This window comes from Streptococcus parasanguinis (genome assembly GCF_015557775.1).
GTDB classification, from domain to species: Bacteria; Bacillota; Bacilli; order Lactobacillales; family Streptococcaceae; genus Streptococcus; species Streptococcus parasanguinis_AA.
This window is the reverse complement of record NZ_JADNOY010000001.1, coordinates 247,645-270,599: the sequence shown is the minus strand read 5'-3', so window position 1 is coordinate 270,599 and position 22,955 is coordinate 247,645. Positions and strand designations below refer to the sequence as shown.

Genomic DNA, 22,955 nt, shown 5'->3' with positions numbered 1-22,955 from the left:
TGACTTGGTTGATATTAGGAGTACAGGATTCGAACCTGTGACACGCCAGTCATAACCCGACCGCTCTACCAACTGAGCTAACTCCTAACCCGTTTCATAAGGATCCATCGGTTCGGTTTTACCCGATGATATAATTTTACCATCTTATTTTTAAATTTTTTCCACACTTTCGACTGTATTTTTAACTTTTTTCCAAATTAATATTAATTTTAGTGTTCACAGATAGTTCATAGATTTTCTTTTCAAGCCCACTAAAAAATGGCTCGATCACTTCCTTGTAGGCAAGAGACTTACTACAGTGCAAGTATTTAATTGATGCCCCTTCCACTGTCAGAGTTCCATCGATGTAAACCTCTTTGATTGCAGCCCATTGTTTTTCGGGTGTTAGAATTTTGATAGTGCTGATTGCCTCTCGAAGTAATTCGAGACGATGTAGTTCTGGATCCGATTCTTTTTTGATAATATCGGCCAGGGCTTTCGGTGTCATTACCTTATTACTTTTGATTCCTGTATTTGGATCGGTTGGTTTCCAAGGCACTTCTATTTCTTCGATTCGTTCCTTGATTTCTTTTTCAAACGGATACTGTTGCAAAGCCAAAATTAAATACCCAAACCGACTTCTTAGATTCATTTACTATCCTCCCTGCAGTATACTTCTATAATTCCATTCAATCCTAAACTTTCACGATAAGCAAGTGCCTCGGATCTAGCACGGAATTCTTTCTCTGTATACTTTGCTGAATGTTTAGGATCGCTCCAACTTGAACGTCCATGGTATTTCCTAACAACATATACCCTCATTTATTGTCCTCCACATCAATGATATGATCAATAATACGCTTTAAATCTCTTATATTGTCAAATGGCAGCACTGCATCGTGAAGATCTTCAAAGTATGAATCTGTTTCAAAAAACTCTTCCCCAAGTATAGCTATCTCTAGCTTGCCATTTATTTGGGCAATAGATAGAATTCTATTCGCTCGTATTGGTATATGTACATTATCCAAACTCATCATTTCTCCTTTCTGTTTTTAAACGCTATCACACTGGCCCAGATCAAACCAGAGAGCCAGACTAGGCCGAATAATAAATAGATAAAGTTTTGTAGGTCCATGTTAATTCCCATCTATTTGTTATACAGTGTTACGTTGCTTGAGTGAGTGTAATATACCTCGCCATTTTCGAAAGTCACACGAATACTATCTTGTTCGTCATATTTTGCCCATTGCTGTACTTCACCTTCGACAATTCGTCCGTCAACTAGTCTGACTTTTGCGTATTTGAAAGTAAAAGTTGTTCCAAGAATATCTTTATTTCCACACCCCGATAGTGTTATAAAAGACAAACAAACAAAAACTGTGATCAATAATTTTTCTATCATATTTCTACCTCTTCCTCTTATGCTTCATTCAAATACTGGTTAAATACATCTTCGTCAAGAACTCCATTCTCAATTAAAGTCTCAACAGCAATTTCAATTTTAATCAAACGATTTAATTCTTTATTAGGCAATGAAGCCATGATAATCTCTTCCATTATTTCACCTCTACTATTTCTCCCGTGAATTTGTTTTCAAGACCTCTAAACAGTTCATATTCTCCGTTGTTATACGAATAAACTGCCGTCGTTGTCTCTTCCCACTGGCTTCGTGTATATGGGTATTTGTTTGGTCGTTTCATTCTGTTACCTCCTCGACTTTTTTTAGCAATCTTGTAAATCAAAATATTCCATCAGCTTGTCCTGCAATTCTCTTAGAGTCGAGCATTGTTCAAGAAAATCAGATATGTCGTTTATCGTGTCTTCTTTATTTAATGTATTTTCTACAACTGCATCAGCTACCCATTTTGGATGTGTCCCAGCATAAGAAAATTCATCCTGTGGTAACAACTCAAGCAACGCTTCATAGCGCTCCTCAAGAGCAATTAAAGAACCAAAGGCATCTATGTAGTCAGTATCTGCTTTCTTGCTTTCAAACACTTCTGGCTGATTTTGTTTCACAATTTCCGCATAGATAGCAGACCATTCTTTTTCTGAAAAACGTGATTTTTCAACCAATGCACCATATTCAATTTCTTTACCATCTACTGTTACTTTGTAATTCATTCCTTTACCTCCTCTAATTCAATTCCTTCACAATCAAAGACCCAACCAAATCCAGCTTGTTCCAATTTCTTCTTTGTAAGTTTTGAATAAGCTTTACTACTGTAAAAATAAATTGCATCTTCATCAGGATCTCTCATGATGTATTGACCGGATGCTTTTATTTTCACTTTGTAGCGTTTTTCTTTTTTTAACAATTCAGGGCTTTCCCAACGATTCCCAATTTTTGAGTAGTATTTGAGAATGTCTCTTGTTATGTCTATTCTGGTATTTATTGTAATACCTTCACCAAACCATCTGCAATTGTCATAATCATATCTTACAAGAAATATATATTCTTGCGCATTGTTTCTCAGAACATCTGCTTCAAATATCTCATTACCGTTTGCGTCTTCAAGTCCTGTTGATTGCATGAGTTCAACTTTATCCGCCCTACGTAAAAATGTGATCCCGTCCCCAATAGATTCAAATTCACCACGGTTAAAATTAATTTCATCCACTAAATACATTTTCTTGTCGGTCTTGTCATATGCTCTAAATTTTAGAATCATCTTGCACCTTCTGTGAAACTATTAACAATATTTTGCTGTTCAGTATCGATTATTTTGTTTTTATAATTCAATATCGGAGCCATAACATCATTCAGCAGTGCAGGCTTCAAAATGAGTTCATTTGTTGTCAAAAATATTTTACCGTTGATTTTGATTTTGATGTCATGACCGTTAGCAATATGTTCAAGGTCGTTTTTGGATAAATAGATTTCAAATCTACTCATTCTTCCACCTCCTCAATCTCAAACAGCGGACTATTAAACACTTCACCAAACCCAGCTTTTTCAAGCTCTTTGCGGGTGTGTTTTATAACAATACTTTCCCCCCCGCTAGCCATAAAAGTCCAATAACCTTCATCTAGAATATATGCCAAATAGCAAAACAGAGCTCTCAAGTTTTTCATCTTCACCAGATACCGCTTCTCTTTCTCGACTGTATAGCCATTGATCCAAGCGGCAGCAAGTGTTTCTTGATTACGTTCGTGATAAACCCATCTCAGAAGTTCTTCATCTTCTTCGTCTTCTATACACTTAAATAAATCTTGAAAATCCCAATCATTCTCTATAGCATATTTAATATAATCCGCAACAAACTGCGGTACTACCGTCTTCTGCGGTTCGTTTAGTTGTTCAATAAGTTTAATTGCTGCGTCTATCTCAATATATTCTGCCTTGTTACCGAAAAGATTCTTTAAACCTTTTATCCGTTCAATCAACTCTTGTTTATTCATTCTTCCATCTCCTTTGGTGGTTTCGGATAACTCATCCAAAATACTGTGTCTTCATCAGTGTCCTCAAAACCAATTCCTTCCCCATAATCAACCCATATATCAGTGTATATCTTTTGTGTGCTTGGATTATAGACAAGGACTTCTTCATCAATTTCTGGAGTTTTGCCTTCCCAAATAAATTCAATGCCATCATGAAAATATTCCTTTTCATCTTCAGCAATATTCCTTGTTGTTAACTTATTCCATTCATAAAGTGCCACAGTTATGTCTGATGTTCGTTTTGCATTAGCCATTTTTCTCCTCGCTTTCACACAACAAATCCTACTTATCCCATATCATTTTAGCTACCACTAAAATCAAAACAGAAATTACTAGGTCAGCTATTGCAGGCATAAAGACATAGAACCAGCTCCAAGAGATTACACCTAACAATTTCAAAGTTATTAATATCAAAGTTAACCAACTAATAAATCCCATTAATCTACCTCCTCAACTTCAAAGAGTGGATTTGTGAACACATCACCGAACCCGCCTTTTTGCAGCTTTTCCATTGTGTGATGTGAGCGAAGATCTAACGTGTTATTGTCATTGCCGATATACCAATATTTCTGTAAAACGTTCCATTTAAGATATTTGCAATTTTTATCGATATTCTTAACCGCTACGATATATTGTTTTTCTTTCTCGATATGATATCCGTTAACCCAAGCGTCAGCGAATACGTTTTGCCGATTCTTTTCATCTTCACAAAACCACAAATTTACTTCTTCGGGTGCATTTTCTAGCGCAAAATGTAAAGTCTTGTTTTGTCCTCTCACGCAAGAGATCCAGTTCGCCACCGGACGAGGAAGCGTAACTCTTTCTTTTGGTTCGTCTAGCTGCTTGACTAAGTCTAAGATCAATTTCTTTCCGATGGATGGACCGGAAGATAAATATAAAGTTTCTGCACTCTTGATTTTCCCGATTAATTCTTGCTTATTCATTCTTCCACCTCCTCAACTTTCAAGCTTTTTGATTTCACGTTCAACTAGCTCTTTACGTTTTTGTAATTCTTCTAGCTTTTGGGCGTCTAATGCTTTCTTGATAATTTCAAGCCGTTCAATATCAATCCTAAAATTTTCTAGGGAATCAACTTTTCGAGCATACTCTCTGAAATTATTCGCCCAATTCCATTCTTCCCAACCGAAACTATTGTTTAGTTCTCGCACTAAATCATTATATTTATTTCTTAAATCAATATTAATTTGACGCTGATAAAACATTACAAATGTCGCCATTACCAGGACTGACACACAAGCTAAGAACATCACCCAATACATAAGTTCTCCCATTTATTCCACCTCCTCAAACTTTACGAACGTCATCCAGTGGGTTGTTCCTCTTCGTTGTCCAAACAAAGGTTTAAATGGAATGACCTTTAGTATTTCTTTTACATTTACCTGGCAATCAGACCACTTAAAAATTAACGTTCCCCCTGTTTTTAAAACACGCATGCACTCTTCAAAACCTTTAGCCGAATCCTCAGACCAAGTGTCTTTATCAAGTTGTCCATACTGGGCTTTCATTATCGAATTAGGTCCAGCCCATTTTAAATGAGGTGGATCAAAAACAACCAAATTAAAAGTATTATTTTCAAATGGCATATCACGGAAATCGCCAATAACATCAGGATGTACGTTGACTTTTTTACCGTGTATTTCAAAGTTTTCTTTTCTGATATCCATGAAAGTTGTATGGCTTTCATTTTTATCAAACCAAAACATCCGACTACCGCAACAAGCGTCAAGTATTTTAATTTCTTCTGTCATTTTATCCTCCTAAATTGCTAAACGGGACTTCCCACTGATAATCATCATATTCATAACAAACGTCTTTGATAATTTCACCTTTTGAAATTTCAATTTCCTGAGTGAATTCCATGCCACACTCAAATGTAAAAATTTTAATGTCAACATCAAACTTGCTTGAAATTTCTTTATAATTTTCTGGAATAGCACTCCATGCTTGCTTGAAATTATCCAGTTCAACGATACAAAATTTTTCTTCAAGCCAAACTTCTATTTGTTTTTGATCAATAAATGCTCGTCTTGTGTTATTAATGTAAAAATAGGGAGCTGTGTTATTGAATTTAAGCAGAGTGCCATCATATTCATCTTCTAGCGTCACAGTGTCGTTTAATAGCATTTCTTTTAATGCTGATGCAATATTTTCGCTTCTTCCTCTTAATTTAAGAGATCCTTTGGCCCAATTTGGCATTATCTTTTCCTTCCTTGCTTTTTATATATTCGGCAAATCCTCTTCTTTTACGAATGAGCCATCAATCCATTTGCCTTTTCGGTCTTTGATTTCGTTATAGGCCCCAGTGAAGCATTCCAGAAATTCATAACCCAAAATATTGCTGATTGATTTCAAGTAGGCTACAATGCGCACAAGGTTGTGGCGACACATTTTTTTACTTGCTAAATCTTGAGATAGCTGAAATTCACTAATATTGGCATTTAGCAGTTTGAAGCAGTCCATTGCTTCTTTTGGTCTAACACTATCTGCGCTCTTAAAGATACTGTGCACATCTTCCTTGATTAATAATGCAAGCCCTACGATAACAACAGCACAATCACCAACGCTGTCTTTTGTTAGTGCTTCATTCTTTTTCAAGAATCCTGCACATAACTCGCCAAATTCCTCACTTAATTTTAAGGACTGTTTATCTAGCCGGCCCCCGTTTTCTATATCTCGATCAATAAACCATTTTTTTACTTTGTTTAAAATTAAATTCTCCATTTTTACCTCTTTCTATTTTTTCACAAGTTTTAAATTGCCAGTCTCTTTGCCTTTTTTGTTTAAATCTGCATAGAATTTCAATAGCAATTTATCTTTCCCTGTAATTTTGCTTAACTTCTTCAATGATCCGGTACATAAATAACGTCCGTTCTCATATAGCTTATAATCAGCTAACTCATCCGCATCACCCATGAGAGAGTTCTCTCCGATTTGAAAATATTGGCAAATCAGTAGTATGTGACGTTCGTGTACTTTTTTTTGGCCAGTCAATAGACTGCTTATTGTAGTCATTGAGTAGCCTATTTCTTCGGACAATTTTCTAGCTGTTAAGTTATGGCTTTTCATTAAGAGTTTGAGTTGCTCTTTGAAATGTTCTATCTGATTTTTGGTATAGCCTGACATGATACATTGCAATTCCTTTTTAATTATCAATTTCTACTGGATAGAATGTACCGAATGACTTTCTTAAAGCATTTCCTACCTGAATTGCTACCCCACGAGATGCGAATTTCATTGCTTTCGCTTCTTCAGAGAAAGATACATCCAAACCAGTGGTCCCAATCACTACAGATTTTACAAATGGTTTTGCTTGTTTTGATTCATGTTTTAAAATAAACATTACTTCCCATCCTGTTCTAATTTCTGTAGCATTTTATTTTTTGCTTCCTGCAAAGCTTTTTTCTCTCGATCACTTGTTTGATTGGTATAATTTGGTTTTGACCAATCTGGAACGTTTGATTGTTGCTTTGTTGGTTGTCCTTTTGTTTTGCTTTCCTGAAACTTCCGTTCTCGTTCGTTTACTGCTGCAATTGATAACAATCCATCATTTTTCCAATTTTGCAAAATAGCTCTAATATAGCTGAAATTTCTTTTACCATTGTCAGCGGCTAAACTGATAGCTTTTAAGACTACATCTGGTTCCATACCATCCAGAGTGATGAATTCTTTTAAAGTTTCAAATTGGATTCCATCAATTGGTGAAATACGAGACTGATATTCATCTACGATGATTTTGAGCGTATTTTTCTCTAAATCTTTCTCTATATCTATCTCTATTTCTTTCTCTATCTCTATCTCTAACTCTGGTGGATGTTCGTCCGACATTTGTCCGGACAAATGTCCCAATAATATTTTTTGTTTTTCCTTCTCAATTCTTCTGCGATAGTCACGCTTTCTATCAGCTTCTGTGTTCGATTTTCCAATAAATGATTCAATGTCTAGCATAAAAATAGCACCATTGTCCAAAACATCAATTAGGTTCATTTCCTTGAAAATGCTGACAGCTTTTTCTACTACTGCCACAGGATGCCTTGTTATTTTTGAAAGCATTTCAGAATTGAATGGGATTCGATCATTGAACATCAACTTACCGTTATTTTTCAAACTGCGGAGGTAAAGTTTGATTAAAATGTTAGAGTATAGAAAGCCATCTGGCATACTTTCTAGAATGATCATTTCATCGCTGTCATAGAAATTTTCTTTAACTCTTAGGTAGTAATATTTTTTGTTGTCCGACATTCTCATCACCTCCTAAAATGGTAAATCATCATCCTTGATACCCATTGGATTTCCTGCGAATGAAGGTGGCATCTGCTCAGCCATTGAATTCTGATTGGCTGAATTGTCACGTTTTTCAAGAAGCTGAAAGCTTTCAGTAACCACTTCTGTCACATACACACGCTGCCCTTGCTGATTTTCATAATTGCGAGTCTGGACACGACCGGTGATGCCGACAAGGTTACCCTTCTTGGTCCAGTTTGCAAAGTTCTCTGCCGACTTGCCCCAAATCACACAGTTGATAAAGTCAGCATCATATTCACCATTTTGGTTTTTAAAATTCCGATTCACAGCAAGTGTGAACTGCCCGACCGCTTGATTCTGAGGAGTGTATCGAAGTTCTACATCTCTAGTCAGACGACCGATAAGTACAACATTATTGATCATTTTTACCTCCAATCAATGTACATGCCTTTGCCAATGCGTCTAGCGTTGCTTTTTCCTTTGTCTGTGCTTTTTGCTGAAGTAGCATAGCTTTTTCTTTTTCAATTAGCCAGTCCATGTGCACCTTGGCTTTTTCCAAATCTTCGATACCATTTTTCCGACGATAGCGGAGCACATACTTGATGAGATTACCGAGATGATATCCGGTCAACTGCTCATCATTCATAAAATTGCGATGGACCTCGATAGCTTCGAGACCATTCCGCCCCTGGTAGTGTTTTGGAGTGTGTACGTTATCGCTCATAATTCAGACATTCCTTTCACTGTTCTTTTTTGATGAATTTCTGACATTCTCTTATTCCACATTTCACGCTGATATTTTGCTGATTTGTAATACTTCATTTTTGTCTTTTGGCGAACGATTACTTCACGCATCACATAGATTGCGAATACTGAAAGTAAAATGTATGTTACAAGAGCTACTGCTAAAATAATTTCAATTGTTGTCATTTTCTTCTACCTCTTTTGTTTCTTTTTGCGGGAAAAGTTCCCGGTTGAATTTGTTGATCATCACATCTTGAGCCTTATTGGTCTCTTTGATTTTTTCGATACTTTCGGCCCAATGACCTGTACTTTCAAAGTTCATTTGGACCGCATTTTCTAGATCCTTGATGTGTTGTTCTTGTTCGTACATGATTTTCATTGTTGCGCCTGCAAATAATAAGAATAGTGTTGTAAGTGATAAAACAGTAAATTTTAATTGTTTTAAGCTCACTCTAATCACCCCATCATTCTTAAAATCCAGAGCCATCTGATGAAGTTTATCTTCAAATTCGTTATCTGGCAATTTCATCAATTTGGCTTTTTCCTCTACTTTTAGCGGGCGATTGGCGTCTTGCCATTCCATCAATTTTAATAATCTTTTAATAGGATCCATTTCTTCTCCTTCAAATTGTGTTATAATTAGTTCGTAGTTCTTTCAAAGTGCCTTTCTCAAGGCGCTTTTTTATTTTTGCAAGCTTCGACAGAATCGCTGAACATCTTCCAAATTGTAGAGATACTTCCCGCCCTTTCCGGACTGTTGGAATTGAAATTTCCCTTGGTCTCTCCACTCTTCTAGCTTAGTTCTACCCCATCCGGTTGCTTCCTGTAGCTGTTTGATCGGCACCCATGTAATATGTCTGCTTGATCTGCGCTTAGCTTCTTCCATAGCTTTGATGTTGAGTGAAACCAGTTCTTCAAAGAGTTTATCTTTAAATTCTGTTCCAAATAGTTCTAGGACCATTTTTAAAATCCTTCCTATTCTTTATTTTTCTTTTGTTCTATAGCTCTTAAAATTATTTCGTGAGCTATATCTTTTGTGAGCTTTTGTAACTTAATCAAAGCTTCACTATAAGTTTCTGATTGTTCAATTAGCCAGTCAGATAACTTTATAATTTCATCTTCAAAATCCATCTCAAGACCGATGACCTTTCTATATTATTGTGTTAACTTACTATTGACATAAACGATTAAATAAGACCTCTTACTCCTTATGAAAATCGTCTGTCATTTTTTTATGAAAGGAGGAATCTTATGGTTTTAATTAATCAGATGTTACCGGATGAAGTAGGATTTTTATCCCACCGTTTTTCAAGCTCGGAAATCAAAAGAATAGAAACAAAGTCGAAAGCTCTTTTGAAATTTGCAACTTCAACAGATAACAAGACATTCATAGACTTGTTTGTGGTTTATGAAGATGGTCTAGTTATTCTGCATAAAAGTGAGACGTTTGAAATCTGGGCCAATAAAAAACCTAACTTCAAAACTGTTGATGGTGAAGTTATTGTGACTTTTTAATAATGAACGTCCCAGATTCTAGATTAAAAAGAACTTTACCATTTTCTGAACTAAGGACTTGTTTTTTAACAAGTTCTTTTTTAAATTTCATTTTCATCCCCCTTTAGTAATTTTTCTGATATATTGATATCTCTCGAGGACGTTCCCGACCATTAATGAATTCGACTTGAATCACAGTTTTGCCATTTCCGTCCTTTCTTGTTCCATAAAAAATATATAATGCTTGTAAACCGATATCTTCAGCTTGAAAATCAACTCCATTTAAAATAACGTGAGGTATGCTAGAATCACTGCTGATCTTAATTTCTAGATTTTCGATTTGCAATGTCTTTTTTAAAGGTTCGCTCATTTGTTTCTACCTACCCGACTAAACTCATCTGTCCATTACGATTTTTTATTTCAAGTTTGGTATTTGCTGATGGCTCCCAACTATCCCAATAGTCGAAAGCTTTTTCCTCGTCCTTGCGCTTCAATAAGTCGTAGCGTGGAATTCGGAAATAGTCCTTGAAGTCTTTAGCAGCCTGTGAAAATACGGATTGTGCGAAATGTCGGTCACGGTATGCCTGGCTGTCTTTACCACCTAGCAATGCCACGACTTTTTTCTTACGCATTTTTTCCAATGCTAGACAGACCGAAGGGTTGACCGGTTGCTCATTTTTCAGATAATCAACATCAGCTGATAAGATGGACTGGCCTTCTTTCAGCTTTTTTAATTCCTGGAGCGCATGGATCATTGCGTCTTCTACCACTAACTCGGTAGGTTGAATTATCACTTCATTCATTATTCAAATTCTCCTTCTAAAATGTTGCTTTCTTTGCGGATATCGTTTAGGTCGTTAAAAAATCGAAGACCTCGGCTGATAAAACTATCAAATTCATTTCGGATGATTCCGTCTGCTTTCAGAACTTTCTCTTCGTCTGCGTAGATTAGACCGCCCATGCTTGCTAAAAAGTCATTACCCTTCTGCAATAGGCTTGTGATGTTCTTGTAGGCTGAGATTTGCTTCTGTACGCTGTTGAGTTGCCCTTTCGATTCTTCAATCGCTCGAGTCAATTCATCGTACTGAGCAGATTTCTTATCGACCTCTTCACGCTGGGCCAGTGTGTCAGCCAGTTGTTTTTCAATGAATTCGGAGCGTTCTTCCATGGATTTCACGGTTTTAGAGAGTTCCTTATTCTTTTCCAGCAACTGCTTGTTTAGGTCCTGTGTGGCTTTGTAATCGTCCGGGATGACTTCCTTGATGGTTTCCTTGACTTCGGTCTTTGAAGACTTGATTTTCTCATTCTCGTCCCTTAGAAGTTTGTTTGCTTGTTGGCTGAGTTGAAGTTTTTTCTTAACTTCCTGAAGCTCACGTACTGTTGGGGTGTCACCATCTTCAATACGTTGAATCTGCTCCTCTCTCTCTTCTTCTGGAAGAGTTGCAATCAGATGAAGTGCTGTTGTTCCTAAATTTCGTAACGTTTCGAAATTTGGAAGTTCTTTTGCTATCTTCATTGATTTACTAGCAAAATCTTTGTCAATTCCAAGGTTAGTGTACCAATCCATGAATTCCCCATGTACCAGATTGTGCTCTTTCACATGGTTCAAGCGTCTGCCGATTTCCCAAATCGACTGGCCAGCTATTTGCTTGTGATGACTGATTTCAAGTTCTATCTGAGATAGATTATTTGATAAAGCTATTTCGTTCACACGCTTTTTCCTTTCTAAATTTGGTATAATAAAAATAAAACGAGGTGATAGTTATGAGACTAAATCCCGATTGTATTCGAGATATTCTTTTTGTTGTAGAAAATAATGCGACGTATTCAAATGATGTTTCTGAAGAAACGATTTTCAAAGAACTTACTCCAAAATATTCTCGAGAAGAAATCCTCTACCATGTACGACAATGCGAATACAGCGGATTATTCCTCAAAGTAGTACACTATTTTGGAGGTTTCTCCATTGAGGATCTATCACCTTATGGTCATCGTTTCATTAATGATATACGTCAAGATAATAACTGGAGTAAAACAAAGGAAATTGCCAAAAGTGTCGGCTCTTTTTCACTGGATGTTCTGAAAGATATTTCATCACAAGTTATTACCAACCTCATTTCAAATCAACTTGGCGGTAAATCTTAAGTAAACAGTAGCATGGTTGCTTTCAGCCGTGCTTTTTGTTTTGATTGCTTACACACCATTTAATTTTTGGTTATTCAAATAAATGCCGTCTTTTCTTATTTTTAGTTCTTTCATTCTTTTCTCCTACTCCTCAAATTTTTCCCATGACTCATTGATTCGCAATTTTTTGTTAATGCGAAGTTTTAAGTCATCGCTACCTTTTCCTTCTTTGAAAAGTTGAGTTATTGTAGCTGGACTTACACCTACGACAGTCGCTAAGTCTGATCGTGACCACCCTCTTTTTTCGAGAGCTTCCTCTACTAATGAATTCCATCGCTTATGTTGCTGGCTCATCATATCGGCTCCTTTCTGCTTTTTTGTAAAACAGTAAAAGAATTAGTTAAAAACTTTATAAAATTCCTTGACATTTTTTAAAATTAATTCTAAAATTAAGGCATAGTTAAAAGACATCTTAAAACCTTTTATCTTTAATGATTCTCGCTCGCCAAAGCTGTCATTTTTTTAAAAGATTTTATATGTTGTTTTGCTAACTCTTTTACTTTACAAAAACTATTTTAAAACTAATTCTAATTTTTGTCAATAGTTTTTAGAATTAATTTTAAATATTTTTTGTCGTATCTTAGAAAGGTTGATATATCAATGTTTTCGACGTTCGATAAAATTAAAGAACTTTGCCAAAAGCAAGGAATTTCGCTTAACCAATTAGAAGAAAAACTAAATTTTAGTACAAATTATCTTTATAGTATGAAAAAGGGAAATCCGAAAGCTGATAATCTCCAAAAAATCGCTGATTATTTTAATGTGTCCACCGACTACCTCTTGGGACGCACGGAAAATCCAAACATTGCGAAAGATGGTGATGCTTCTGCACCATTGGACCTCAGAGATATTGCTGCGCAATCTATGTTATTTGATGGGAAACCATTGACAGAAGATGACATAGATTTCATTACAGCAGTTCTGGAGGCGCATTTGAAAAATAAATAGAGGTATACTATATGACAGTACAAGAGCTTTGTGCCAAGGAAGGTGTGAATCTCTGCTACTTTGATGGAAGTAATTGGCACAGCCCTGGCTTCTTTAATCCTGCGCTGAATGTTCTAGCACTGGACTTTAATTTGTCAGTAGAAGATCAAAAACAAGTAGCTCTTCACGAGTTAGGACATAAAGAACATACTCCGGTTCAATATGAGCTGAACAGAGAGCTTTGCGAATTACAAGCTGACAGAAGCATGATCCATCACTTGCTTGAAGAAGAGCTGAAATTGATGGATGATGTAAGAGATTTCAATTATCTGCATTTTATGGAGAAATACAGCCTGAAGACCATCGCAAGTGAAACGATGGTCAAAGACGAATATAATTCACTAATTAGTTAAAAAGGAGAAAAATAATGGCTATTTTTGGAAAGAAACACGATGAATCAGAAGAAATTCAACTTTTTGAATCTACTGAAAATGAGAAGACATTTTTCTTTGCTAATCAAAAAACTCTAGTAAGAATTGATGATCATTTCATTCGCATAGCTCGACAAAATACAATCAGCAATGCTTTATTGCAAGGTTTAGATGGGGAAAAATCTATACTACTATCAAAGATTACTGCTTACCAATTGAAAGAACCGGGTAAAACAGTAGGCTATCTTCAATTGATTTTTCCTGGCAGTATTGAGCCTAAAGGTGGAGTGTTTGACGCTGTGAAAGATGAAAATACAATCACGTTCAACAAAGAAGATAAGGCTAAAATATTAGAAATCAAGAATGCTATTGAGGAAGCACTGATAAAGAGTTAAGACAAACAAAAAAGCCCTGCACTCGACATTTGGGGCGTAGAGTACAGGGATACTGTTAAGGCGTAAAAATAGGCTTGAAAAAGCCCTTTTCACTATGCCTATTGTACCAATAAATGAGGGAAAAGGCAATGGAAATTAAATCTTATAAAAAGAAGAATGGTGAAATGGCCTACGGATTTCGGATCTATGTAGGTAAGGAAAACGGAAAAGATAAGTACGTGAAGCGTCAAGGATTTCCAAGCAAAGCAAAGGCACGGGCAGCACTCCTACAACTTCAAGATGATTTGGAAAATGGGGAGCAAGCAAAGAAAGAAATTACAGTTGAGGAAGTTGCAAAGAAATGGCTCAAAGAGTATGCTGACACTGTTCAGGACAGCACCTATATCAAGACTGAAAGAAATATCAAAAATCACATTTATCCTGTCTTTGGTGGTCAAAAAATAGCTTCCATCACTCCTCTTCAATTGCAGGAGCAGGTCAATGAATGGTCCAGAAAATTGGTATATGGGCGCAAGTTGAAAGGTCTGATGAATAACATTTTCAAGTATGCCATCCGTTATGGCTATATTTCAGCCAATCCTGTTGATAGCGTGACCACACTTGTCAAAAAAGAGAGTGATTCTTCTAGTGATTTTTATGATAAAGATGAGCTAAAATCATTCATGAAATTAGTGGATGATACGGATGATCTGAAAAAGAAAGTCATGTTCCGTCTTTTTGCGTTCACAGGGGCCAGAAAAGGGGAGATTTTAGCTCTCAAATGGACTGACTGGATAGATAACACCTTGAACATAAATAAGGCCATTACAAGAGGATTTGAGGGCGAATCTGTGGGGGCTACTAAAAACAAGAGTAGTGTCCGACTGATTAGCCTTGATCAAAGGACAATTGATCTGCTATCAGAGTACAGAAAAATGAATCCTACTACCACTTTCATTTTTGAAAGTCCTGAAGGAAAGCCAATTCCTAGTTCACTACCAAGAAAATGGCTTTTGCAGATTGTCAAAGGGACTGAGGTAAGACCTATCAAGATTCACGGTTTTAGGCATACGCATGCCAGCCTATGCTTTGAAGCCGGAATGACATTGAAGCAGGTCTAGCATCGACTAGGACACAGTGATCTCAAGACAACCATGAATGTCTACACACATATCACCAAGCAAGCCAAGGATGATATTGGTGAGAAATTTGCTAATTATATAGATTTTTAAACCCATCAGCTATCAGGACAGACTCTTTTCAAAAAAAGGTCTGTTTTTGGGTCTGTTCATTTCAAAAAGGTATGGGAAAGAATAGAAAGTATAAAAATAAAAAACATTGAATTATCAATGTTTTGGGAAGTTTTAAGAAGTTTTAGAAAGTATATATGGAGCCGGTGGGAGTCGAACCCACGTCCAAACACCTGCCAGCATATTTGTCTACAACCATAGGTTATGTTTTCTTTTAACAGCTACATGACACATAACTCAAGCCCTGTAGTTGCGAGTCTATCAATCTCTTATCTAACTCCTAGACAAAGCTAGATCGTATCTCGCTAAAATTAAGACCTGTCATCAAACACGAGCGATTCGAATCGGGTCACGCCTGCTGGTGTTTAGGCAGCTAAAGCGTAAGAATTATTATTTTTTGCAGTTATATTTAACTGGCGTTTTACATCCGCTAGATGAGTTGCAAAATATGCCTCATAATGCCTGTCGAATCCGTAACGACCCCAAAACGAATACAATTAGTATATCAAAATGTATCTAAAAATGCAAAAGAAAAAAATTGAACAAGAAGGCTTCCACTGGGGAGCTCCTTGTTCAATTAACTGTTCTTATTGAAGATTCAACTTATATTTGCTGATATAGTGAATGGTGAAGTACATAGAAACAATCTTAATGACTTCATAGATGAGACCTGGAATGAAGTTTGCTCCCAAATCATCAATATTTCCATAAACCAATGCATATCCGACAGCATATGAATCTTTTAATGGATTGACTGCTGTACCGATGATACTTAACACAATACACAAGAGAAAGAAAAACAGAATAGCCTTCAATCCACGACGATTTTGGAAGAGTTGGCCAAGTGCGATTGATACATAAAATAGTAAGATTCCTGAAGCTGTGGTAAAAATCCACCAGATGATAATCCAATAAGCAATAGAATGACTAAAAGCCTCAGCGATAATACTAAATACAGGAGAGAGGTCTTGTCCAATGACAGCGCCCATCACAATAATTGTGATAAAACCACTAAAAAATAGAAGGAATAGGCAGTAAAGACTCGCTACTAAAGCTCCCACAAATTTAGACAAAATGATCGCATGAGGGCTAGCTGGAAGGGTCCAGGTCAAGTAACCTTCACGTCCGTATAAGTTGGAATAGAAACGACGAATAATAATATAGTAGTTACTAAGATAAAGACCAATGACTCCTCCAAAAATGAGAATCCCAAGAGTCCCCGTTATGATTTGCATACTATTGGTTTCCATATCCACAAAACCGTTTGTAGCACTTCCACCAATAACACCTGTAATCACTGACAAACCTAGTGCGATCAGGGTGATCAATAAATACCACTTAGCTGTCGATTTAAATTCATATTTTAATAATTTACCAAACATGGGGTCCTCCTAATAAACACGGAATTGATCACGGAAGATCTCATCGATTGATTTTCCGTGTTGATTGCGCAAAACAGTCGTATTTTCATGCAAGAGGATTCTTCCTTGGTTGATGAAAATCGCTTCATCCAAAACTTGCTCAATATCCGCAATCAAGTGAGTAGAAATCAAGACAGAAGAGTTTGGACGTCGGTTTTGAATAATGGTCCGCAAAATATAATCACGCGCTGCTGGGTCGACCCCACCGATTGGTTCATCAAGGACATACAAGTCAGCTTCACGACTCATCACCAAAATCAATTGTACTTTTTCCTTGTTCCCTTTTGAAAGGCTGTTCAATTTTTGATTTGGATGCAAATGCAAATCGTTGAGCAATTGGTAAGCTCGTTGGACATTAAAATCTGAATAAAAATCTTGGAAATAGCTAATAGCATCACTAATTTTTATATTTTCACTCAGATAAGTCGTATCCGGCAAATAGGAAACAACTTTTTTAGAAGCTGGGGATGGTAATTGACCATGAATATAGATATTTCCAAGGCTTGGTTGCAACAAACCATTAATCAATTTAATGATGGTTGTTTTCCCGCTACCATTAGGCCCCAAAAGGCCAATAATACGGCCAGGTTGGATGTTCAAACTAACATCCATGAGAGCAACTTCATGCCCATAATTCTTTGTCACATGGTCCAAGTAGACCAAAGGATACTGATTCATGTAAATCTCCTTTATTTTCTATTTATGCTATTATACCTTGTCCTCTTGATGATTGCAACTTTATCTGAAAATTTGCTAAGAATTTGAAAATGGTTGTTCAAAAATACAGGTGTAAACAAATCAGAGGTTAGGGAAGCCCCTAACCTCTTGTTTTCATGAATAGAATTTTTAACTAATTCCAAGTGCAATCCGTGCATAGCGGCTCATTTTTTCAACCGTCCAAGCAGGATACCAGACCAACTTCACATCCACAGACGTCACTTCTTCTACTTCTGCTAAAACATCATGAATCTGATCTGTCAGAAGATCCGCTAATGGACATCCCATGGTCGTTAGCGTCATATCAATAATGGTCGCTCCAGTTTCACCATCAAAATGGATCTCGTAAACAAGACCTAAATTAACAATGTCAATCCCAAGCTCAGGATCGATTACCTCTTCCAAAGCATTTAAGATTTTATTTTTAATTTCTTCAATTTGCTCAGTTGTATATGCCATATGACACTTCCTTTTTTTGTTATGTTACTCTCGATAGAATTGCTTGGCTCGGGTTAAAAAGGTCCCCCGGACCTAGGTCGCTTCTTCATTTCTAGGCGACCGTTAAAAATGTCCACTGGACCTAGGTCGCTTCTTCATTTCTAGGCGACCGTTAAAAATGTCCCCCGGACATTTTTAATCCTCAATAAAATCACGCAATGGTTTGCTTCTGCTTGGGTGGCGGAGTTTGCGGAGGGCTTTGGCTTCGATCTGACGGATCCGTTCACGGGTCACGTTGAAGACTTTACCCACATCTTCCAAGGTCCGCATTTTCCCATCATCCAAACCGAAACGTAAGCGAAGGACGTTTTCTTCACGGTCTGTCAGGGTATCGAGGACTTCATCTAATTGTTCACGTAGAACCACACGAGTGGTGTAGTCTACTGGATTTTCAATCACTTCATCTTCGATGAAATCTCCCAAATGGCTATCGTCTTCTTCCCCGATTGGCGTTTCCAAAGAAACAGGCTCTTGGGCAATCTTCAAGATTTCACGCACCTTATCAGGCGTCATATCCATGCGTTCAGCGATTTGTTCAGGCGTTGGGTCTTGTCCCAATTCTTGCAAGAGATTGCGTTGTTCACGAACCAACTTGTTAATGGTTTCCACCATGTGAACAGGGATCCGAATGGTCCGTGCTTGGTCTGCAATGGCACGAGTGATAGCCTGACGAATCCACCAAGTAGCATAGGTAGAGAACTTGAACCCTTTGGTATAGTCAAACTTATCAACGGCCTTCATCAAGCCCATATTTCCTTCTTGGATCAAATCCAAAAATTGCATTCCACGACCAACGTAACGTTTCGCAATGGATACAACCAAACGAAGGTTGGCTTCTGCAAGACGTTGCTTGGCTTCCAAGTCACCTTGTTCCACTAAGATAGCCAATTCTTGTTCTTCTTCATTTGTCAAAAGAGGAACAACCCCAATTTCTTTCAAGTACATCCGTACTGGGTCGTTGACCTTGGCAGAGTTGCTTCCAAGCAATTCCTCATCTGACAATTCTGGCTCTTCTTCATTGTTCAACACACGCGCACTTGGGTTACCATCTTTATCCGTGATCGAAATTCCTGCATCTTGAATCCGTTGCAAAAGATCTTCAATCCCATCTGCATCTAGTGTGAATGGAATAACCAACTTGTCATTAATTTCATCATCTGTTGCAGTTCCACTTTTCTTGTGGCTGCGAATAAACTCTGCAATTTGAACGTCCAATGTTGTAATATCTTTTTGTTCTTTAGCCATTCCTACTCCATTCTTCTTTTTTGAGCGATCAAACGCTCGAGTTCCAATAAAGCTTTTTCCGCATCCCCTGTCGAGGAAGCTTCCTTCACTTTATTTCCAATTTGTTGACTTTCTTTGCGAAGAAGCTCACGATTTCGCGTTTCTTCCACTTCTTCTAATTCACCATCCGCTATCTCTTCTGGCAAATCTTCTTCTACCATCCGGTACCAGGCGTGCTGGACCCCTTCAGGTTGCTCGGACAAATCCTGAGATGTGACTTCTCCATTTTGACAGAGTAATTGGTACAAGATCTGTAACTCCGGTGTGTCAAAGACAAAATCAGGTCGCAAACGGTAATCATTAAGCACCATTGGAAAATCTTTCATCCTACTTAATAAATGATTTTCCGCCTTGATCAAGCGCGTCATCCCACGATTAGGCAGGAGATCGACTGAAAAATTCGACGTTCTTGATCGTCCACCACTTTGATCCTCCTGCCGTTGATGCAAGCGACAATTATTGACAATCTGCTCAATCTGCAAATAATCAAAGTCTGGCAATAAATCTGCCAACTTATAAATATAGGTGTTTTGCGCTGTGATGGAGCGCGTCTGGGCGATCATCGGTGCCAGCTTCTCGACAAACTCAATCTGTGCCTGTAAGTTCTCAATATACTGGGGTTTCCAGTAGTGCATCAAGAATTCAACCTTACTGATCCGCGAATTCTTCAAGAGGGAAGCTAGATCTTCTGGGGAGGTCTTTTTGAGGTACTCATCGGGATCCATCTGATCAGGGATACGGACGATCTCCAACTCCAGATCCTGCAAGACATCCAAGGCCTTAGCGGTTGCTTCAAGTCCCGCCTTATCCCCATCATAGGTCAAAATGACCTTTTTGGTAAAATGAGACAGGTGCTGGACGTGCTCTGGTGTCAAGGCTGTCCCCATAGAGGCGACTGCATTTTCAATCCCAGCTCGATAAGCCGCAATGACATCCATAAAGCCTTCCATGATATACATTTCATGTTGCTTTTTGGCGCTCGTCTTAGCTTGATCCAAATGATAAAGTTCATAACTCTTATTAAATAGACGGGTACTTCGACTATTCTTGTACTTGGCTTGATGACTGCCATCATCCGTTAGTTTCCACAGTCTACCAGAAAAAGCAATGACACGTCCACTATCATCCGTCAAAGGAAACATAATCCGATCCTGAAAGGCATCAAAAACTGTTCCAGCATCTGAGATTGTGAATAACCCCGAATCGGTAATCACTTTCTCAGAGAACTTCTCAGAGAGATTTCGATAGAGATAATTCCCTTCTGCTGGGGCTAAGCCCAATTGAAAATGTCGGATGACCTCATCCGTCAATCCACGTTCATACAGATAATTTCGCGCTTCTTCTCCCATCTTTGTCGTCATCAGAATCGCCTGGTAGAACTTACTGGCTTCCTGATGAATCTCATAAAGTTCTTGGTTGGGATTGATAGACGTTGGTTGAGCCGGCCTTGCTTGGTACTGAAGCGCAATACCCGCTTTTTCTGCTACGATCTGGACCGCATCCATAAAAGCGACTCCACGGTATTCCTCAATAAACTTAAAGACATCTCCCGAGCGACCACATCCGAAACAATGGTAAAACTGCTTGTCTTCAACGACATTAAAAGAAGGAGTCTTTTCACCATGAAAAGGACAGAGCCCTAAAAAATTACGGCCAGCCTTGGTCAAAGAAACAACTTCTCCAATAACTTCAACAATGTTTACACTGTTTTTAATTTCTGCAATCAGCTCTTTATCAACCATAAACAGTGCCTCCATTTTACCATAGATTATCACTTTATATTTTATACTAAAAGTTAGTAAAAGTAAATTTTTTCCTACCGATTTCACACATAAAAGAAAAGATTTTCAACCTTTATCACTAATTTTAAAAAAATGAGGCATATTCCTTGTCAGTCGAATATTTTTCCGTTATACTATCAAAGTAAAAAATTATTATGAAAGGACATATTTAGGATATGTTAAAAGATTTGAAAGCTTTTCTCCTTCGTGGGAATATTGTTGACCTTGCTGTAGCAGTCGTTATCGGAGCTGCATTTGGAGCTATCGTAACATCACTTGTTAACGATATCATCACTCCACTTATTTTGAAACCAGCTATGAAAGCTGCCGGTGTTGATAAGATTGCTAATTTGTCATGGAACGGTGTTGCATACGGTAGCTTCTTGAGCGCTGTGATCAACTTCCTTGTTGTTGGTACTGTTCTTTTCTTCGTAGTGAAAGCTGCTGAAAAAGCTCAAAACCTTGGTAAAAAAGAAGAAGCTGTCGAAGAAGAAGCTCCTGCTCCTACTCAAGAAGAGTTGCTTGCTGAAATCCGCGACTTGCTTGCAAACAAATAATCAGATAAAAAGATCCGATCTTCTAGCTAGAAGATCGGTTTTTTTGTCTTTAACGGATGATAAAAACAAAAAACAGACCGAAGTCTGTTCTTGTATTCAATTAGAATTTTTTACGTTTACGAGCTGCTTCTGATTTACGTTTACGTTTTACAGAAGGTTTTTCATAGAATTCACGTTTGCGTGTTTCTTGAAGAGTACCAGCTTTAGTAACCGCACGTTTGAAACGACGAAGAGCATCGTCAAGAGATTCATTCTTACGTACTACTGTTTTTGACATATTTTTCACTCCCTTCAAGCCTAAAATCTTAATCATTTTATCACACTTTAAGGACGCTGTCAAGATCTTTTGAAACTTTTCTAGCCCTCCTAGCCTTCATATCATTTCTTTTTCCAACTTTTTCATTCTTCCCATTTTATGATACAATGGAAACAAAGAAAACCCTGAAGGAGATACTATGTCAGAAATTTATGATATTACAATTGTTGGAGGCGGACCAGTTGGTCTGTTTGCTGCTTTTTATGGCAATATGCGCCAAGTAAAAGTCAAACTGATTGATTCCTTACCTCAACTGGGAGGGCAACCAGCTATTCTCTATCCAGAAAAGAGTATCCTCGATGTACCTGGCTTTACCAATTTGACTGGTGAAGAATTGAGCAACCGCTTGATCGAGCAAGTCAAACGGTTTGATACGCCGATCTTCCTCAATGAAACTGTAGAGGATATTCGAAAAGAAGGTGACCTCTTCACTATCACTACTTCTCGCCAAGTACATCAGTCTAAAGCAGTCATCATTGCTATGGGTGGCGGTGCCTTTAAACCACGTGCCCTTGACATTGAGGGAGCTGAAGACTTTGATAACGTCCACTACCATGTTTCAAACATCCAGCAATATGAAGGACAGCAGGTGACCGTCCTTGGTGGTGGGGACTCTGCTGTGGACTGGGCTCTTGCTTTTGAAAAGATTGCTCCAACTACAATCGTTCATCGTCGGGACAACTTCCGTGCCCTCGAACACAGTGTAGAAGAGCTCAAACAATCTTCTGTCAGTATCAAAACACCATTTGTCCCTAGTCGCTTGATTGGCGAAAATGGCCATGCCACTCACCTTGAAATCACAAAAGTCAAATCCGATGAAACCGAACTCATCCCGATTAATCACTTATTCGTCAATTATGGCTTTAAATCTTCTATTGGAAACCTGAAAGAATGGGGTGTAGAATTGCAACGCCATAAAATCAAGGTGAACCAAAAGCAAGAAACTAGCCTTCCTGGAATTTATGCTTGTGGAGACTGCTGCTTCTATGAAGGAAAGATCGATCTCATCGCTACAGGCCTGGGGGAAGCTCCAACAGCCGTAAACAATGCCATCAACTACATCTATCCAGATAAAAAAGTTCAACCGACGCACTCAACCAGTTTATAATAAAAAGGCCTTTGGCCTTTCATAATGAGGATAAAGTCTTTTTAAAAAACTTTCCTTAAGTGAGTACGGACGTCAGCGAACTTCGTAGAAGTTCCATGACTAATTATTGAGCCCAAGGGCTCAATAATTCCGAGTGCCTGAAACAATATGTTTCAGGCACTTTTCTCACAGCGGAAAGTTTTTGTA

The 22,955-nt window shown here is 37.8% G+C and carries 42 protein-coding genes, 1 tRNA gene, 1 other RNA gene and 1 pseudogene; 8 read left to right on the top strand and 37 right to left on the bottom strand.

Going from position 1 to position 22,955, the window contains the following annotated elements; genetic code table 11:
• Positions 1-14: 14 nt before the first annotated feature.
• The 26 genes from I2F76_RS01460 to I2F76_RS01335 all read right to left on the bottom strand — a co-directional run bounded on the left by I2F76_RS01460 (position 15) and on the right by I2F76_RS01335 (position 9,558).
• Positions 15-87: transfer RNA gene (locus I2F76_RS01460), tRNA-Ile, on the bottom strand.
• A 94-nt stretch (positions 88-181) separates the two neighbouring features.
• Complete coding sequence (locus tag I2F76_RS01455) at positions 182-631, bottom strand: hypothetical protein (protein WP_049472222.1); 450 nt, start codon at positions 629-631, stop codon at positions 182-184.
• A gap of 166 nt (positions 632-797) precedes the next feature.
• Positions 798-1,013 (bottom strand): hypothetical protein, encoded by a 216-nt coding sequence (locus I2F76_RS01450; RefSeq protein WP_129299843.1) that lies wholly within the window; start codon positions 1,011-1,013, stop codon positions 798-800.
• A gap of 113 nt (positions 1,014-1,126) precedes the next feature.
• Positions 1,127-1,381, bottom strand: coding sequence for a hypothetical protein (locus I2F76_RS01445; RefSeq protein ID WP_129299842.1), 255 nt, complete (start codon positions 1,379-1,381; stop codon positions 1,127-1,129).
• Between the two features lie 17 nt (positions 1,382-1,398).
• Positions 1,399-1,536 carry a hypothetical protein gene (locus I2F76_RS01440; RefSeq protein ID WP_164978953.1) on the bottom strand — a complete coding sequence of 46 codons (138 nt, stop codon included), beginning with the start codon at positions 1,534-1,536 and terminating at the stop codon, positions 1,399-1,401.
• Positions 1,536-1,679: a hypothetical protein gene (locus I2F76_RS01435; RefSeq protein WP_164978952.1), complete on the bottom strand. Its 144-nt coding sequence runs from the start codon at positions 1,677-1,679 to the stop codon at positions 1,536-1,538. The genes I2F76_RS01440 and I2F76_RS01435 overlap by 1 nt, the downstream gene beginning before the upstream one ends.
• Before the next feature lie 22 nt (positions 1,680-1,701).
• On the bottom strand, positions 1,702-2,103 hold the full coding sequence (locus I2F76_RS01430; protein ID WP_129299841.1) for a hypothetical protein: 402 nt from the start codon (positions 2,101-2,103) through the stop codon (positions 1,702-1,704).
• The gene (locus I2F76_RS10520; protein ID WP_201089758.1) at positions 2,100-2,651 is read right to left on the bottom strand and encodes a YopX family protein; all 552 of its coding nucleotides are present in this window, start codon (positions 2,649-2,651) and stop codon (positions 2,100-2,102) included. Before I2F76_RS10520 ends, I2F76_RS01430 begins: the two co-directional genes overlap by 4 nt.
• Entirely contained in the window at positions 2,648-2,875 is a 228-nt protein-coding gene (locus tag I2F76_RS01420) for a hypothetical protein (protein ID WP_129299840.1), read from the bottom strand. Before I2F76_RS01420 ends, I2F76_RS10520 begins: the two co-directional genes overlap by 4 nt.
• Entirely contained in the window at positions 2,872-3,381 is a 510-nt protein-coding gene (locus tag I2F76_RS01415; protein WP_129299839.1) for a DUF1642 domain-containing protein, read from the bottom strand. Before I2F76_RS01415 ends, I2F76_RS01420 begins: the two co-directional genes overlap by 4 nt.
• Positions 3,378-3,674: a hypothetical protein gene (locus I2F76_RS01410; protein WP_129299838.1), complete on the bottom strand. Its 297-nt coding sequence runs from the start codon at positions 3,672-3,674 to the stop codon at positions 3,378-3,380. Before I2F76_RS01410 ends, I2F76_RS01415 begins: the two co-directional genes overlap by 4 nt.
• 28 nt (positions 3,675-3,702) lie before the next feature.
• Complete coding sequence (locus I2F76_RS01405; protein WP_164978951.1) at positions 3,703-3,858, bottom strand: hypothetical protein; 156 nt, start codon at positions 3,856-3,858, stop codon at positions 3,703-3,705.
• Positions 3,858-4,364 (bottom strand): DUF1642 domain-containing protein, encoded by a 507-nt coding sequence (locus tag I2F76_RS01400; protein WP_129299837.1) that lies wholly within the window; start codon positions 4,362-4,364, stop codon positions 3,858-3,860. The genes I2F76_RS01405 and I2F76_RS01400 overlap by 1 nt, the downstream gene beginning before the upstream one ends.
• A 12-nt stretch (positions 4,365-4,376) precedes the next feature.
• Positions 4,377-4,712, bottom strand: coding sequence for a hypothetical protein (locus I2F76_RS01395; protein WP_195487084.1), 336 nt, complete (start codon positions 4,710-4,712; stop codon positions 4,377-4,379).
• Positions 4,713-5,189, bottom strand: coding sequence for a class I SAM-dependent methyltransferase (locus I2F76_RS01390; protein WP_195487083.1), 477 nt, complete (start codon positions 5,187-5,189; stop codon positions 4,713-4,715).
• A 1-nt stretch (position 5,190) separates the two neighbouring features.
• A complete protein-coding gene (locus tag I2F76_RS01385; protein ID WP_195487082.1) occupies positions 5,191-5,637 on the bottom strand; it encodes a hypothetical protein in 447 nt (148 codons plus the stop codon).
• Positions 5,638-5,658: 21 nt separating this feature from the next.
• Positions 5,659-6,162, bottom strand: a complete 504-nt coding sequence (locus tag I2F76_RS01380; protein WP_129299833.1) for a MazG-like family protein — start codon at positions 6,160-6,162, stop codon at positions 5,659-5,661.
• 12 nt (positions 6,163-6,174) lie between these two features.
• Positions 6,175-6,564, bottom strand: coding sequence for a helix-turn-helix domain-containing protein (locus tag I2F76_RS01375; protein WP_129299832.1), 390 nt, complete (start codon positions 6,562-6,564; stop codon positions 6,175-6,177).
• Positions 6,565-6,583: 19 nt separating this feature from the next.
• Positions 6,584-6,781 carry a hypothetical protein gene (locus I2F76_RS01370; protein WP_129299831.1) on the bottom strand — a complete coding sequence of 66 codons (198 nt, stop codon included), beginning with the start codon at positions 6,779-6,781 and terminating at the stop codon, positions 6,584-6,586.
• On the bottom strand, positions 6,781-7,680 hold the full coding sequence (locus I2F76_RS01365) for a phage replisome organizer N-terminal domain-containing protein (RefSeq protein WP_195487081.1): 900 nt from the start codon (positions 7,678-7,680) through the stop codon (positions 6,781-6,783). The genes I2F76_RS01370 and I2F76_RS01365 overlap by 1 nt, the downstream gene beginning before the upstream one ends.
• Positions 7,681-7,692: 12 nt before the next feature.
• Positions 7,693-8,106, bottom strand: a complete 414-nt coding sequence (gene ssb, locus I2F76_RS01360) for a single-stranded DNA-binding protein (protein ID WP_195487080.1) — start codon at positions 8,104-8,106, stop codon at positions 7,693-7,695.
• Positions 8,096-8,407, bottom strand: a complete 312-nt coding sequence (locus I2F76_RS01355; protein ID WP_195487079.1) for a DUF3310 domain-containing protein — start codon at positions 8,405-8,407, stop codon at positions 8,096-8,098. The genes ssb and I2F76_RS01355 overlap by 11 nt, the downstream gene beginning before the upstream one ends.
• Positions 8,404-8,613 carry a hypothetical protein gene (locus I2F76_RS01350; protein WP_195487078.1) on the bottom strand — a complete coding sequence of 70 codons (210 nt, stop codon included), beginning with the start codon at positions 8,611-8,613 and terminating at the stop codon, positions 8,404-8,406. Before I2F76_RS01350 ends, I2F76_RS01355 begins: the two co-directional genes overlap by 4 nt.
• Entirely contained in the window at positions 8,600-9,040 is a 441-nt protein-coding gene (locus I2F76_RS01345; protein ID WP_195487077.1) for a hypothetical protein, read from the bottom strand. Before I2F76_RS01345 ends, I2F76_RS01350 begins: the two co-directional genes overlap by 14 nt.
• 69 nt (positions 9,041-9,109) lie before the next feature.
• Positions 9,110-9,388, bottom strand: a complete 279-nt coding sequence (locus I2F76_RS01340) for a hypothetical protein (protein ID WP_118228323.1) — start codon at positions 9,386-9,388, stop codon at positions 9,110-9,112.
• A gap of 14 nt (positions 9,389-9,402) precedes the next feature.
• Positions 9,403-9,558 carry a hypothetical protein gene (locus I2F76_RS01335; protein ID WP_164978949.1) on the bottom strand — a complete coding sequence of 52 codons (156 nt, stop codon included), beginning with the start codon at positions 9,556-9,558 and terminating at the stop codon, positions 9,403-9,405.
• Between the two features lie 120 nt (positions 9,559-9,678).
• Here I2F76_RS01335 and I2F76_RS01330 point away from each other — a divergent pair, with 120 nt between their 5' ends.
• On the top strand, positions 9,679-9,942 hold the full coding sequence (locus tag I2F76_RS01330) for a hypothetical protein (RefSeq protein ID WP_195487076.1): 264 nt from the start codon (positions 9,679-9,681) through the stop codon (positions 9,940-9,942).
• A 103-nt stretch (positions 9,943-10,045) separates the two neighbouring features.
• Here the strand turns inward: I2F76_RS01330 and I2F76_RS01325 are convergent, their stop codons facing one another.
• The 3 genes from I2F76_RS01325 to I2F76_RS01315 are packed head-to-tail and all read right to left on the bottom strand — an operon-like array spanning position 10,046 to position 11,632.
• Positions 10,046-10,291 carry a hypothetical protein gene (locus I2F76_RS01325; protein WP_195487075.1) on the bottom strand — a complete coding sequence of 82 codons (246 nt, stop codon included), beginning with the start codon at positions 10,289-10,291 and terminating at the stop codon, positions 10,046-10,048.
• A gap of 10 nt (positions 10,292-10,301) precedes the next feature.
• Positions 10,302-10,724 (bottom strand): ORF6C domain-containing protein, encoded by a 423-nt coding sequence (locus tag I2F76_RS01320; protein WP_195487074.1) that lies wholly within the window; start codon positions 10,722-10,724, stop codon positions 10,302-10,304.
• A complete protein-coding gene (locus I2F76_RS01315) occupies positions 10,724-11,632 on the bottom strand; it encodes a DUF3102 domain-containing protein (protein WP_195487073.1) in 909 nt (302 codons plus the stop codon). Before I2F76_RS01315 ends, I2F76_RS01320 begins: the two co-directional genes overlap by 1 nt.
• A gap of 53 nt (positions 11,633-11,685) precedes the next feature.
• On the opposite strand from I2F76_RS01315, the gene I2F76_RS01310 reads away from it, so the two are divergent.
• Complete coding sequence (locus I2F76_RS01310) at positions 11,686-12,066, top strand: DUF2513 domain-containing protein (protein ID WP_195487072.1); 381 nt, start codon at positions 11,686-11,688, stop codon at positions 12,064-12,066.
• A 123-nt stretch (positions 12,067-12,189) separates the two neighbouring features.
• On the opposite strand, the gene I2F76_RS01305 is transcribed toward I2F76_RS01310, so the two are convergent.
• A complete protein-coding gene (locus tag I2F76_RS01305) occupies positions 12,190-12,402 on the bottom strand; it encodes a helix-turn-helix domain-containing protein (protein WP_009732588.1) in 213 nt (70 codons plus the stop codon).
• 303 nt (positions 12,403-12,705) lie between these two features.
• Here I2F76_RS01305 and I2F76_RS01300 point away from each other — a divergent pair, with 303 nt between their 5' ends.
• From I2F76_RS01300 to I2F76_RS01285, 4 genes and pseudogenes are all read left to right on the top strand, one after another.
• Positions 12,706-13,053: a helix-turn-helix domain-containing protein gene (locus I2F76_RS01300; protein WP_049506674.1), complete on the top strand. Its 348-nt coding sequence runs from the start codon at positions 12,706-12,708 to the stop codon at positions 13,051-13,053.
• A gap of 11 nt (positions 13,054-13,064) precedes the next feature.
• On the top strand, positions 13,065-13,445 hold the full coding sequence (locus I2F76_RS01295) for an ImmA/IrrE family metallo-endopeptidase (protein ID WP_195487071.1): 381 nt from the start codon (positions 13,065-13,067) through the stop codon (positions 13,443-13,445).
• 14 nt (positions 13,446-13,459) lie between these two features.
• Positions 13,460-13,858: a DUF4429 domain-containing protein gene (locus I2F76_RS01290; RefSeq protein ID WP_195487070.1), complete on the top strand. Its 399-nt coding sequence runs from the start codon at positions 13,460-13,462 to the stop codon at positions 13,856-13,858.
• A gap of 128 nt (positions 13,859-13,986) precedes the next feature.
• Positions 13,987-15,069: pseudogene (locus I2F76_RS01285) on the top strand (tyrosine-type recombinase/integrase).
• Between the two features lie 153 nt (positions 15,070-15,222).
• Here the strand turns inward: I2F76_RS01285 and ssrA are convergent.
• The 6 genes from ssrA to dnaG all read right to left on the bottom strand — a co-directional run bounded on the left by ssrA (position 15,223) and on the right by dnaG (position 20,749).
• Positions 15,223-15,571, bottom strand: a transfer-messenger RNA (tmRNA) gene (ssrA, locus tag I2F76_RS01280).
• Between the two features lie 103 nt (positions 15,572-15,674).
• Positions 15,675-16,469, bottom strand: a complete 795-nt coding sequence (locus I2F76_RS01275; RefSeq protein WP_195487069.1) for a hypothetical protein — start codon at positions 16,467-16,469, stop codon at positions 15,675-15,677.
• A gap of 9 nt (positions 16,470-16,478) precedes the next feature.
• The gene (locus tag I2F76_RS01270) at positions 16,479-17,186 is read right to left on the bottom strand and encodes an ABC transporter ATP-binding protein (protein ID WP_021152925.1); all 708 of its coding nucleotides are present in this window, start codon (positions 17,184-17,186) and stop codon (positions 16,479-16,481) included.
• Between the two features lie 168 nt (positions 17,187-17,354).
• Positions 17,355-17,684 carry a metal-sulfur cluster assembly factor gene (locus I2F76_RS01265; RefSeq protein WP_004220168.1) on the bottom strand — a complete coding sequence of 110 codons (330 nt, stop codon included), beginning with the start codon at positions 17,682-17,684 and terminating at the stop codon, positions 17,355-17,357.
• Positions 17,685-17,858: 174 nt separating this feature from the next.
• A complete protein-coding gene (gene rpoD / locus I2F76_RS01260; protein WP_021152924.1) occupies positions 17,859-18,968 on the bottom strand; it encodes an RNA polymerase sigma factor RpoD in 1,110 nt (369 codons plus the stop codon).
• A 2-nt stretch (positions 18,969-18,970) separates the two neighbouring features.
• Positions 18,971-20,749, bottom strand: coding sequence for a DNA primase (gene dnaG / locus I2F76_RS01255; protein WP_049496671.1), 1,779 nt, complete (start codon positions 20,747-20,749; stop codon positions 18,971-18,973).
• A gap of 215 nt (positions 20,750-20,964) precedes the next feature.
• Here dnaG and mscL point away from each other — a divergent pair, with 215 nt between their 5' ends.
• Entirely contained in the window at positions 20,965-21,345 is a 381-nt protein-coding gene (gene mscL, locus I2F76_RS01250) for a large conductance mechanosensitive channel protein MscL (RefSeq protein ID WP_049483887.1), read from the top strand.
• A gap of 100 nt (positions 21,346-21,445) precedes the next feature.
• Here mscL and rpsU read toward each other — a convergent pair whose 3' ends face one another.
• Positions 21,446-21,622: a 30S ribosomal protein S21 gene (gene rpsU / locus I2F76_RS01245; RefSeq protein WP_000048054.1), complete on the bottom strand. Its 177-nt coding sequence runs from the start codon at positions 21,620-21,622 to the stop codon at positions 21,446-21,448.
• A 178-nt stretch (positions 21,623-21,800) separates the two neighbouring features.
• Here rpsU and I2F76_RS01240 point away from each other — a divergent pair, with 178 nt between their 5' ends.
• A complete protein-coding gene (locus tag I2F76_RS01240) occupies positions 21,801-22,769 on the top strand; it encodes an NAD(P)/FAD-dependent oxidoreductase (RefSeq protein ID WP_195487068.1) in 969 nt (322 codons plus the stop codon).
• The last annotated feature ends 186 nt before the right edge of the window (positions 22,770-22,955 follow it).

What these genes read in the sequence shown, in the direction of transcription:
- I2F76_RS01455 (WP_049472222.1), bottom strand. Translation starts at nt 631, where the DNA reads ATGAATCTAAGAAGTCGGTTTGGGTATTTAATTTTGGCTTTGCAACAG.
- I2F76_RS01450 (WP_129299843.1), bottom strand. Translation starts at nt 1,013, where the DNA reads ATGAGTTTGGATAATGTACATATACCAATACGAGCGAATAGAATTCTA.
- I2F76_RS01445 (WP_129299842.1), bottom strand. Translation starts at nt 1,381, where the DNA reads ATGATAGAAAAATTATTGATCACAGTTTTTGTTTGTTTGTCTTTTATA.
- I2F76_RS01440 (WP_164978953.1), bottom strand. Translation starts at nt 1,536, where the DNA reads ATGGAAGAGATTATCATGGCTTCATTGCCTAATAAAGAATTAAATCGT.
- I2F76_RS01435 (WP_164978952.1), bottom strand. Translation starts at nt 1,679, where the DNA reads ATGAAACGACCAAACAAATACCCATATACACGAAGCCAGTGGGAAGAG.
- I2F76_RS01430 (WP_129299841.1), bottom strand. Translation starts at nt 2,103, where the DNA reads ATGAATTACAAAGTAACAGTAGATGGTAAAGAAATTGAATATGGTGCA.
- I2F76_RS10520 (WP_201089758.1), bottom strand. Translation starts at nt 2,651, where the DNA reads ATGATTCTAAAATTTAGAGCATATGACAAGACCGACAAGAAAATGTAT.
- I2F76_RS01420 (WP_129299840.1), bottom strand. Translation starts at nt 2,875, where the DNA reads ATGAGTAGATTTGAAATCTATTTATCCAAAAACGACCTTGAACATATT.
- I2F76_RS01415 (WP_129299839.1), bottom strand. Translation starts at nt 3,381, where the DNA reads ATGAATAAACAAGAGTTGATTGAACGGATAAAAGGTTTAAAGAATCTT.
- I2F76_RS01410 (WP_129299838.1), bottom strand. Translation starts at nt 3,674, where the DNA reads ATGGCTAATGCAAAACGAACATCAGACATAACTGTGGCACTTTATGAA.
- I2F76_RS01405 (WP_164978951.1), bottom strand. Translation starts at nt 3,858, where the DNA reads ATGGGATTTATTAGTTGGTTAACTTTGATATTAATAACTTTGAAATTG.
- I2F76_RS01400 (WP_129299837.1), bottom strand. Translation starts at nt 4,364, where the DNA reads ATGAATAAGCAAGAATTAATCGGGAAAATCAAGAGTGCAGAAACTTTA.
- I2F76_RS01395 (WP_195487084.1), bottom strand. Translation starts at nt 4,712, where the DNA reads ATGGGAGAACTTATGTATTGGGTGATGTTCTTAGCTTGTGTGTCAGTC.
- I2F76_RS01390 (WP_195487083.1), bottom strand. Translation starts at nt 5,189, where the DNA reads ATGACAGAAGAAATTAAAATACTTGACGCTTGTTGCGGTAGTCGGATG.
- I2F76_RS01385 (WP_195487082.1), bottom strand. Translation starts at nt 5,637, where the DNA reads ATGCCAAATTGGGCCAAAGGATCTCTTAAATTAAGAGGAAGAAGCGAA.
- I2F76_RS01380 (WP_129299833.1), bottom strand. Translation starts at nt 6,162, where the DNA reads ATGGAGAATTTAATTTTAAACAAAGTAAAAAAATGGTTTATTGATCGA.
- I2F76_RS01375 (WP_129299832.1), bottom strand. Translation starts at nt 6,564, where the DNA reads ATGTCAGGCTATACCAAAAATCAGATAGAACATTTCAAAGAGCAACTC.
- I2F76_RS01370 (WP_129299831.1), bottom strand. Translation starts at nt 6,781, where the DNA reads ATGTTTATTTTAAAACATGAATCAAAACAAGCAAAACCATTTGTAAAA.
- I2F76_RS01365 (WP_195487081.1), bottom strand. Translation starts at nt 7,680, where the DNA reads ATGTCGGACAACAAAAAATATTACTACCTAAGAGTTAAAGAAAATTTC.
- ssb (WP_195487080.1), bottom strand. Translation starts at nt 8,106, where the DNA reads ATGATCAATAATGTTGTACTTATCGGTCGTCTGACTAGAGATGTAGAA.
- I2F76_RS01355 (WP_195487079.1), bottom strand. Translation starts at nt 8,407, where the DNA reads ATGAGCGATAACGTACACACTCCAAAACACTACCAGGGGCGGAATGGT.
- I2F76_RS01350 (WP_195487078.1), bottom strand. Translation starts at nt 8,613, where the DNA reads ATGACAACAATTGAAATTATTTTAGCAGTAGCTCTTGTAACATACATT.
- I2F76_RS01345 (WP_195487077.1), bottom strand. Translation starts at nt 9,040, where the DNA reads ATGGATCCTATTAAAAGATTATTAAAATTGATGGAATGGCAAGACGCC.
- I2F76_RS01340 (WP_118228323.1), bottom strand. Translation starts at nt 9,388, where the DNA reads ATGGTCCTAGAACTATTTGGAACAGAATTTAAAGATAAACTCTTTGAA.
- I2F76_RS01335 (WP_164978949.1), bottom strand. Translation starts at nt 9,558, where the DNA reads ATGGATTTTGAAGATGAAATTATAAAGTTATCTGACTGGCTAATTGAA.
- I2F76_RS01330 (WP_195487076.1), top strand. Translation starts at nt 9,679, where the DNA reads ATGGTTTTAATTAATCAGATGTTACCGGATGAAGTAGGATTTTTATCC.
- I2F76_RS01325 (WP_195487075.1), bottom strand. Translation starts at nt 10,291, where the DNA reads ATGAGCGAACCTTTAAAAAAGACATTGCAAATCGAAAATCTAGAAATT.
- I2F76_RS01320 (WP_195487074.1), bottom strand. Translation starts at nt 10,724, where the DNA reads ATGAATGAAGTGATAATTCAACCTACCGAGTTAGTGGTAGAAGACGCA.
- I2F76_RS01310 (WP_195487072.1), top strand. Translation starts at nt 11,686, where the DNA reads ATGAGACTAAATCCCGATTGTATTCGAGATATTCTTTTTGTTGTAGAA.
- I2F76_RS01305 (WP_009732588.1), bottom strand. Translation starts at nt 12,402, where the DNA reads ATGATGAGCCAGCAACATAAGCGATGGAATTCATTAGTAGAGGAAGCT.
- I2F76_RS01300 (WP_049506674.1), top strand. Translation starts at nt 12,706, where the DNA reads ATGTTTTCGACGTTCGATAAAATTAAAGAACTTTGCCAAAAGCAAGGA.
- I2F76_RS01295 (WP_195487071.1), top strand. Translation starts at nt 13,065, where the DNA reads ATGACAGTACAAGAGCTTTGTGCCAAGGAAGGTGTGAATCTCTGCTAC.
- I2F76_RS01290 (WP_195487070.1), top strand. Translation starts at nt 13,460, where the DNA reads ATGGCTATTTTTGGAAAGAAACACGATGAATCAGAAGAAATTCAACTT.
- I2F76_RS01275 (WP_195487069.1), bottom strand. Translation starts at nt 16,469, where the DNA reads ATGTTTGGTAAATTATTAAAATATGAATTTAAATCGACAGCTAAGTGG.
- I2F76_RS01270 (WP_021152925.1), bottom strand. Translation starts at nt 17,186, where the DNA reads ATGAATCAGTATCCTTTGGTCTACTTGGACCATGTGACAAAGAATTAT.
- I2F76_RS01265 (WP_004220168.1), bottom strand. Translation starts at nt 17,684, where the DNA reads ATGGCATATACAACTGAGCAAATTGAAGAAATTAAAAATAAAATCTTA.
- rpoD (WP_021152924.1), bottom strand. Translation starts at nt 18,968, where the DNA reads ATGGCTAAAGAACAAAAAGATATTACAACATTGGACGTTCAAATTGCA.
- dnaG (WP_049496671.1), bottom strand. Translation starts at nt 20,749, where the DNA reads ATGGTTGATAAAGAGCTGATTGCAGAAATTAAAAACAGTGTAAACATT.
- mscL (WP_049483887.1), top strand. Translation starts at nt 20,965, where the DNA reads ATGTTAAAAGATTTGAAAGCTTTTCTCCTTCGTGGGAATATTGTTGAC.
- rpsU (WP_000048054.1), bottom strand. Translation starts at nt 21,622, where the DNA reads ATGTCAAAAACAGTAGTACGTAAGAATGAATCTCTTGACGATGCTCTT.
- I2F76_RS01240 (WP_195487068.1), top strand. Translation starts at nt 21,801, where the DNA reads ATGTCAGAAATTTATGATATTACAATTGTTGGAGGCGGACCAGTTGGT.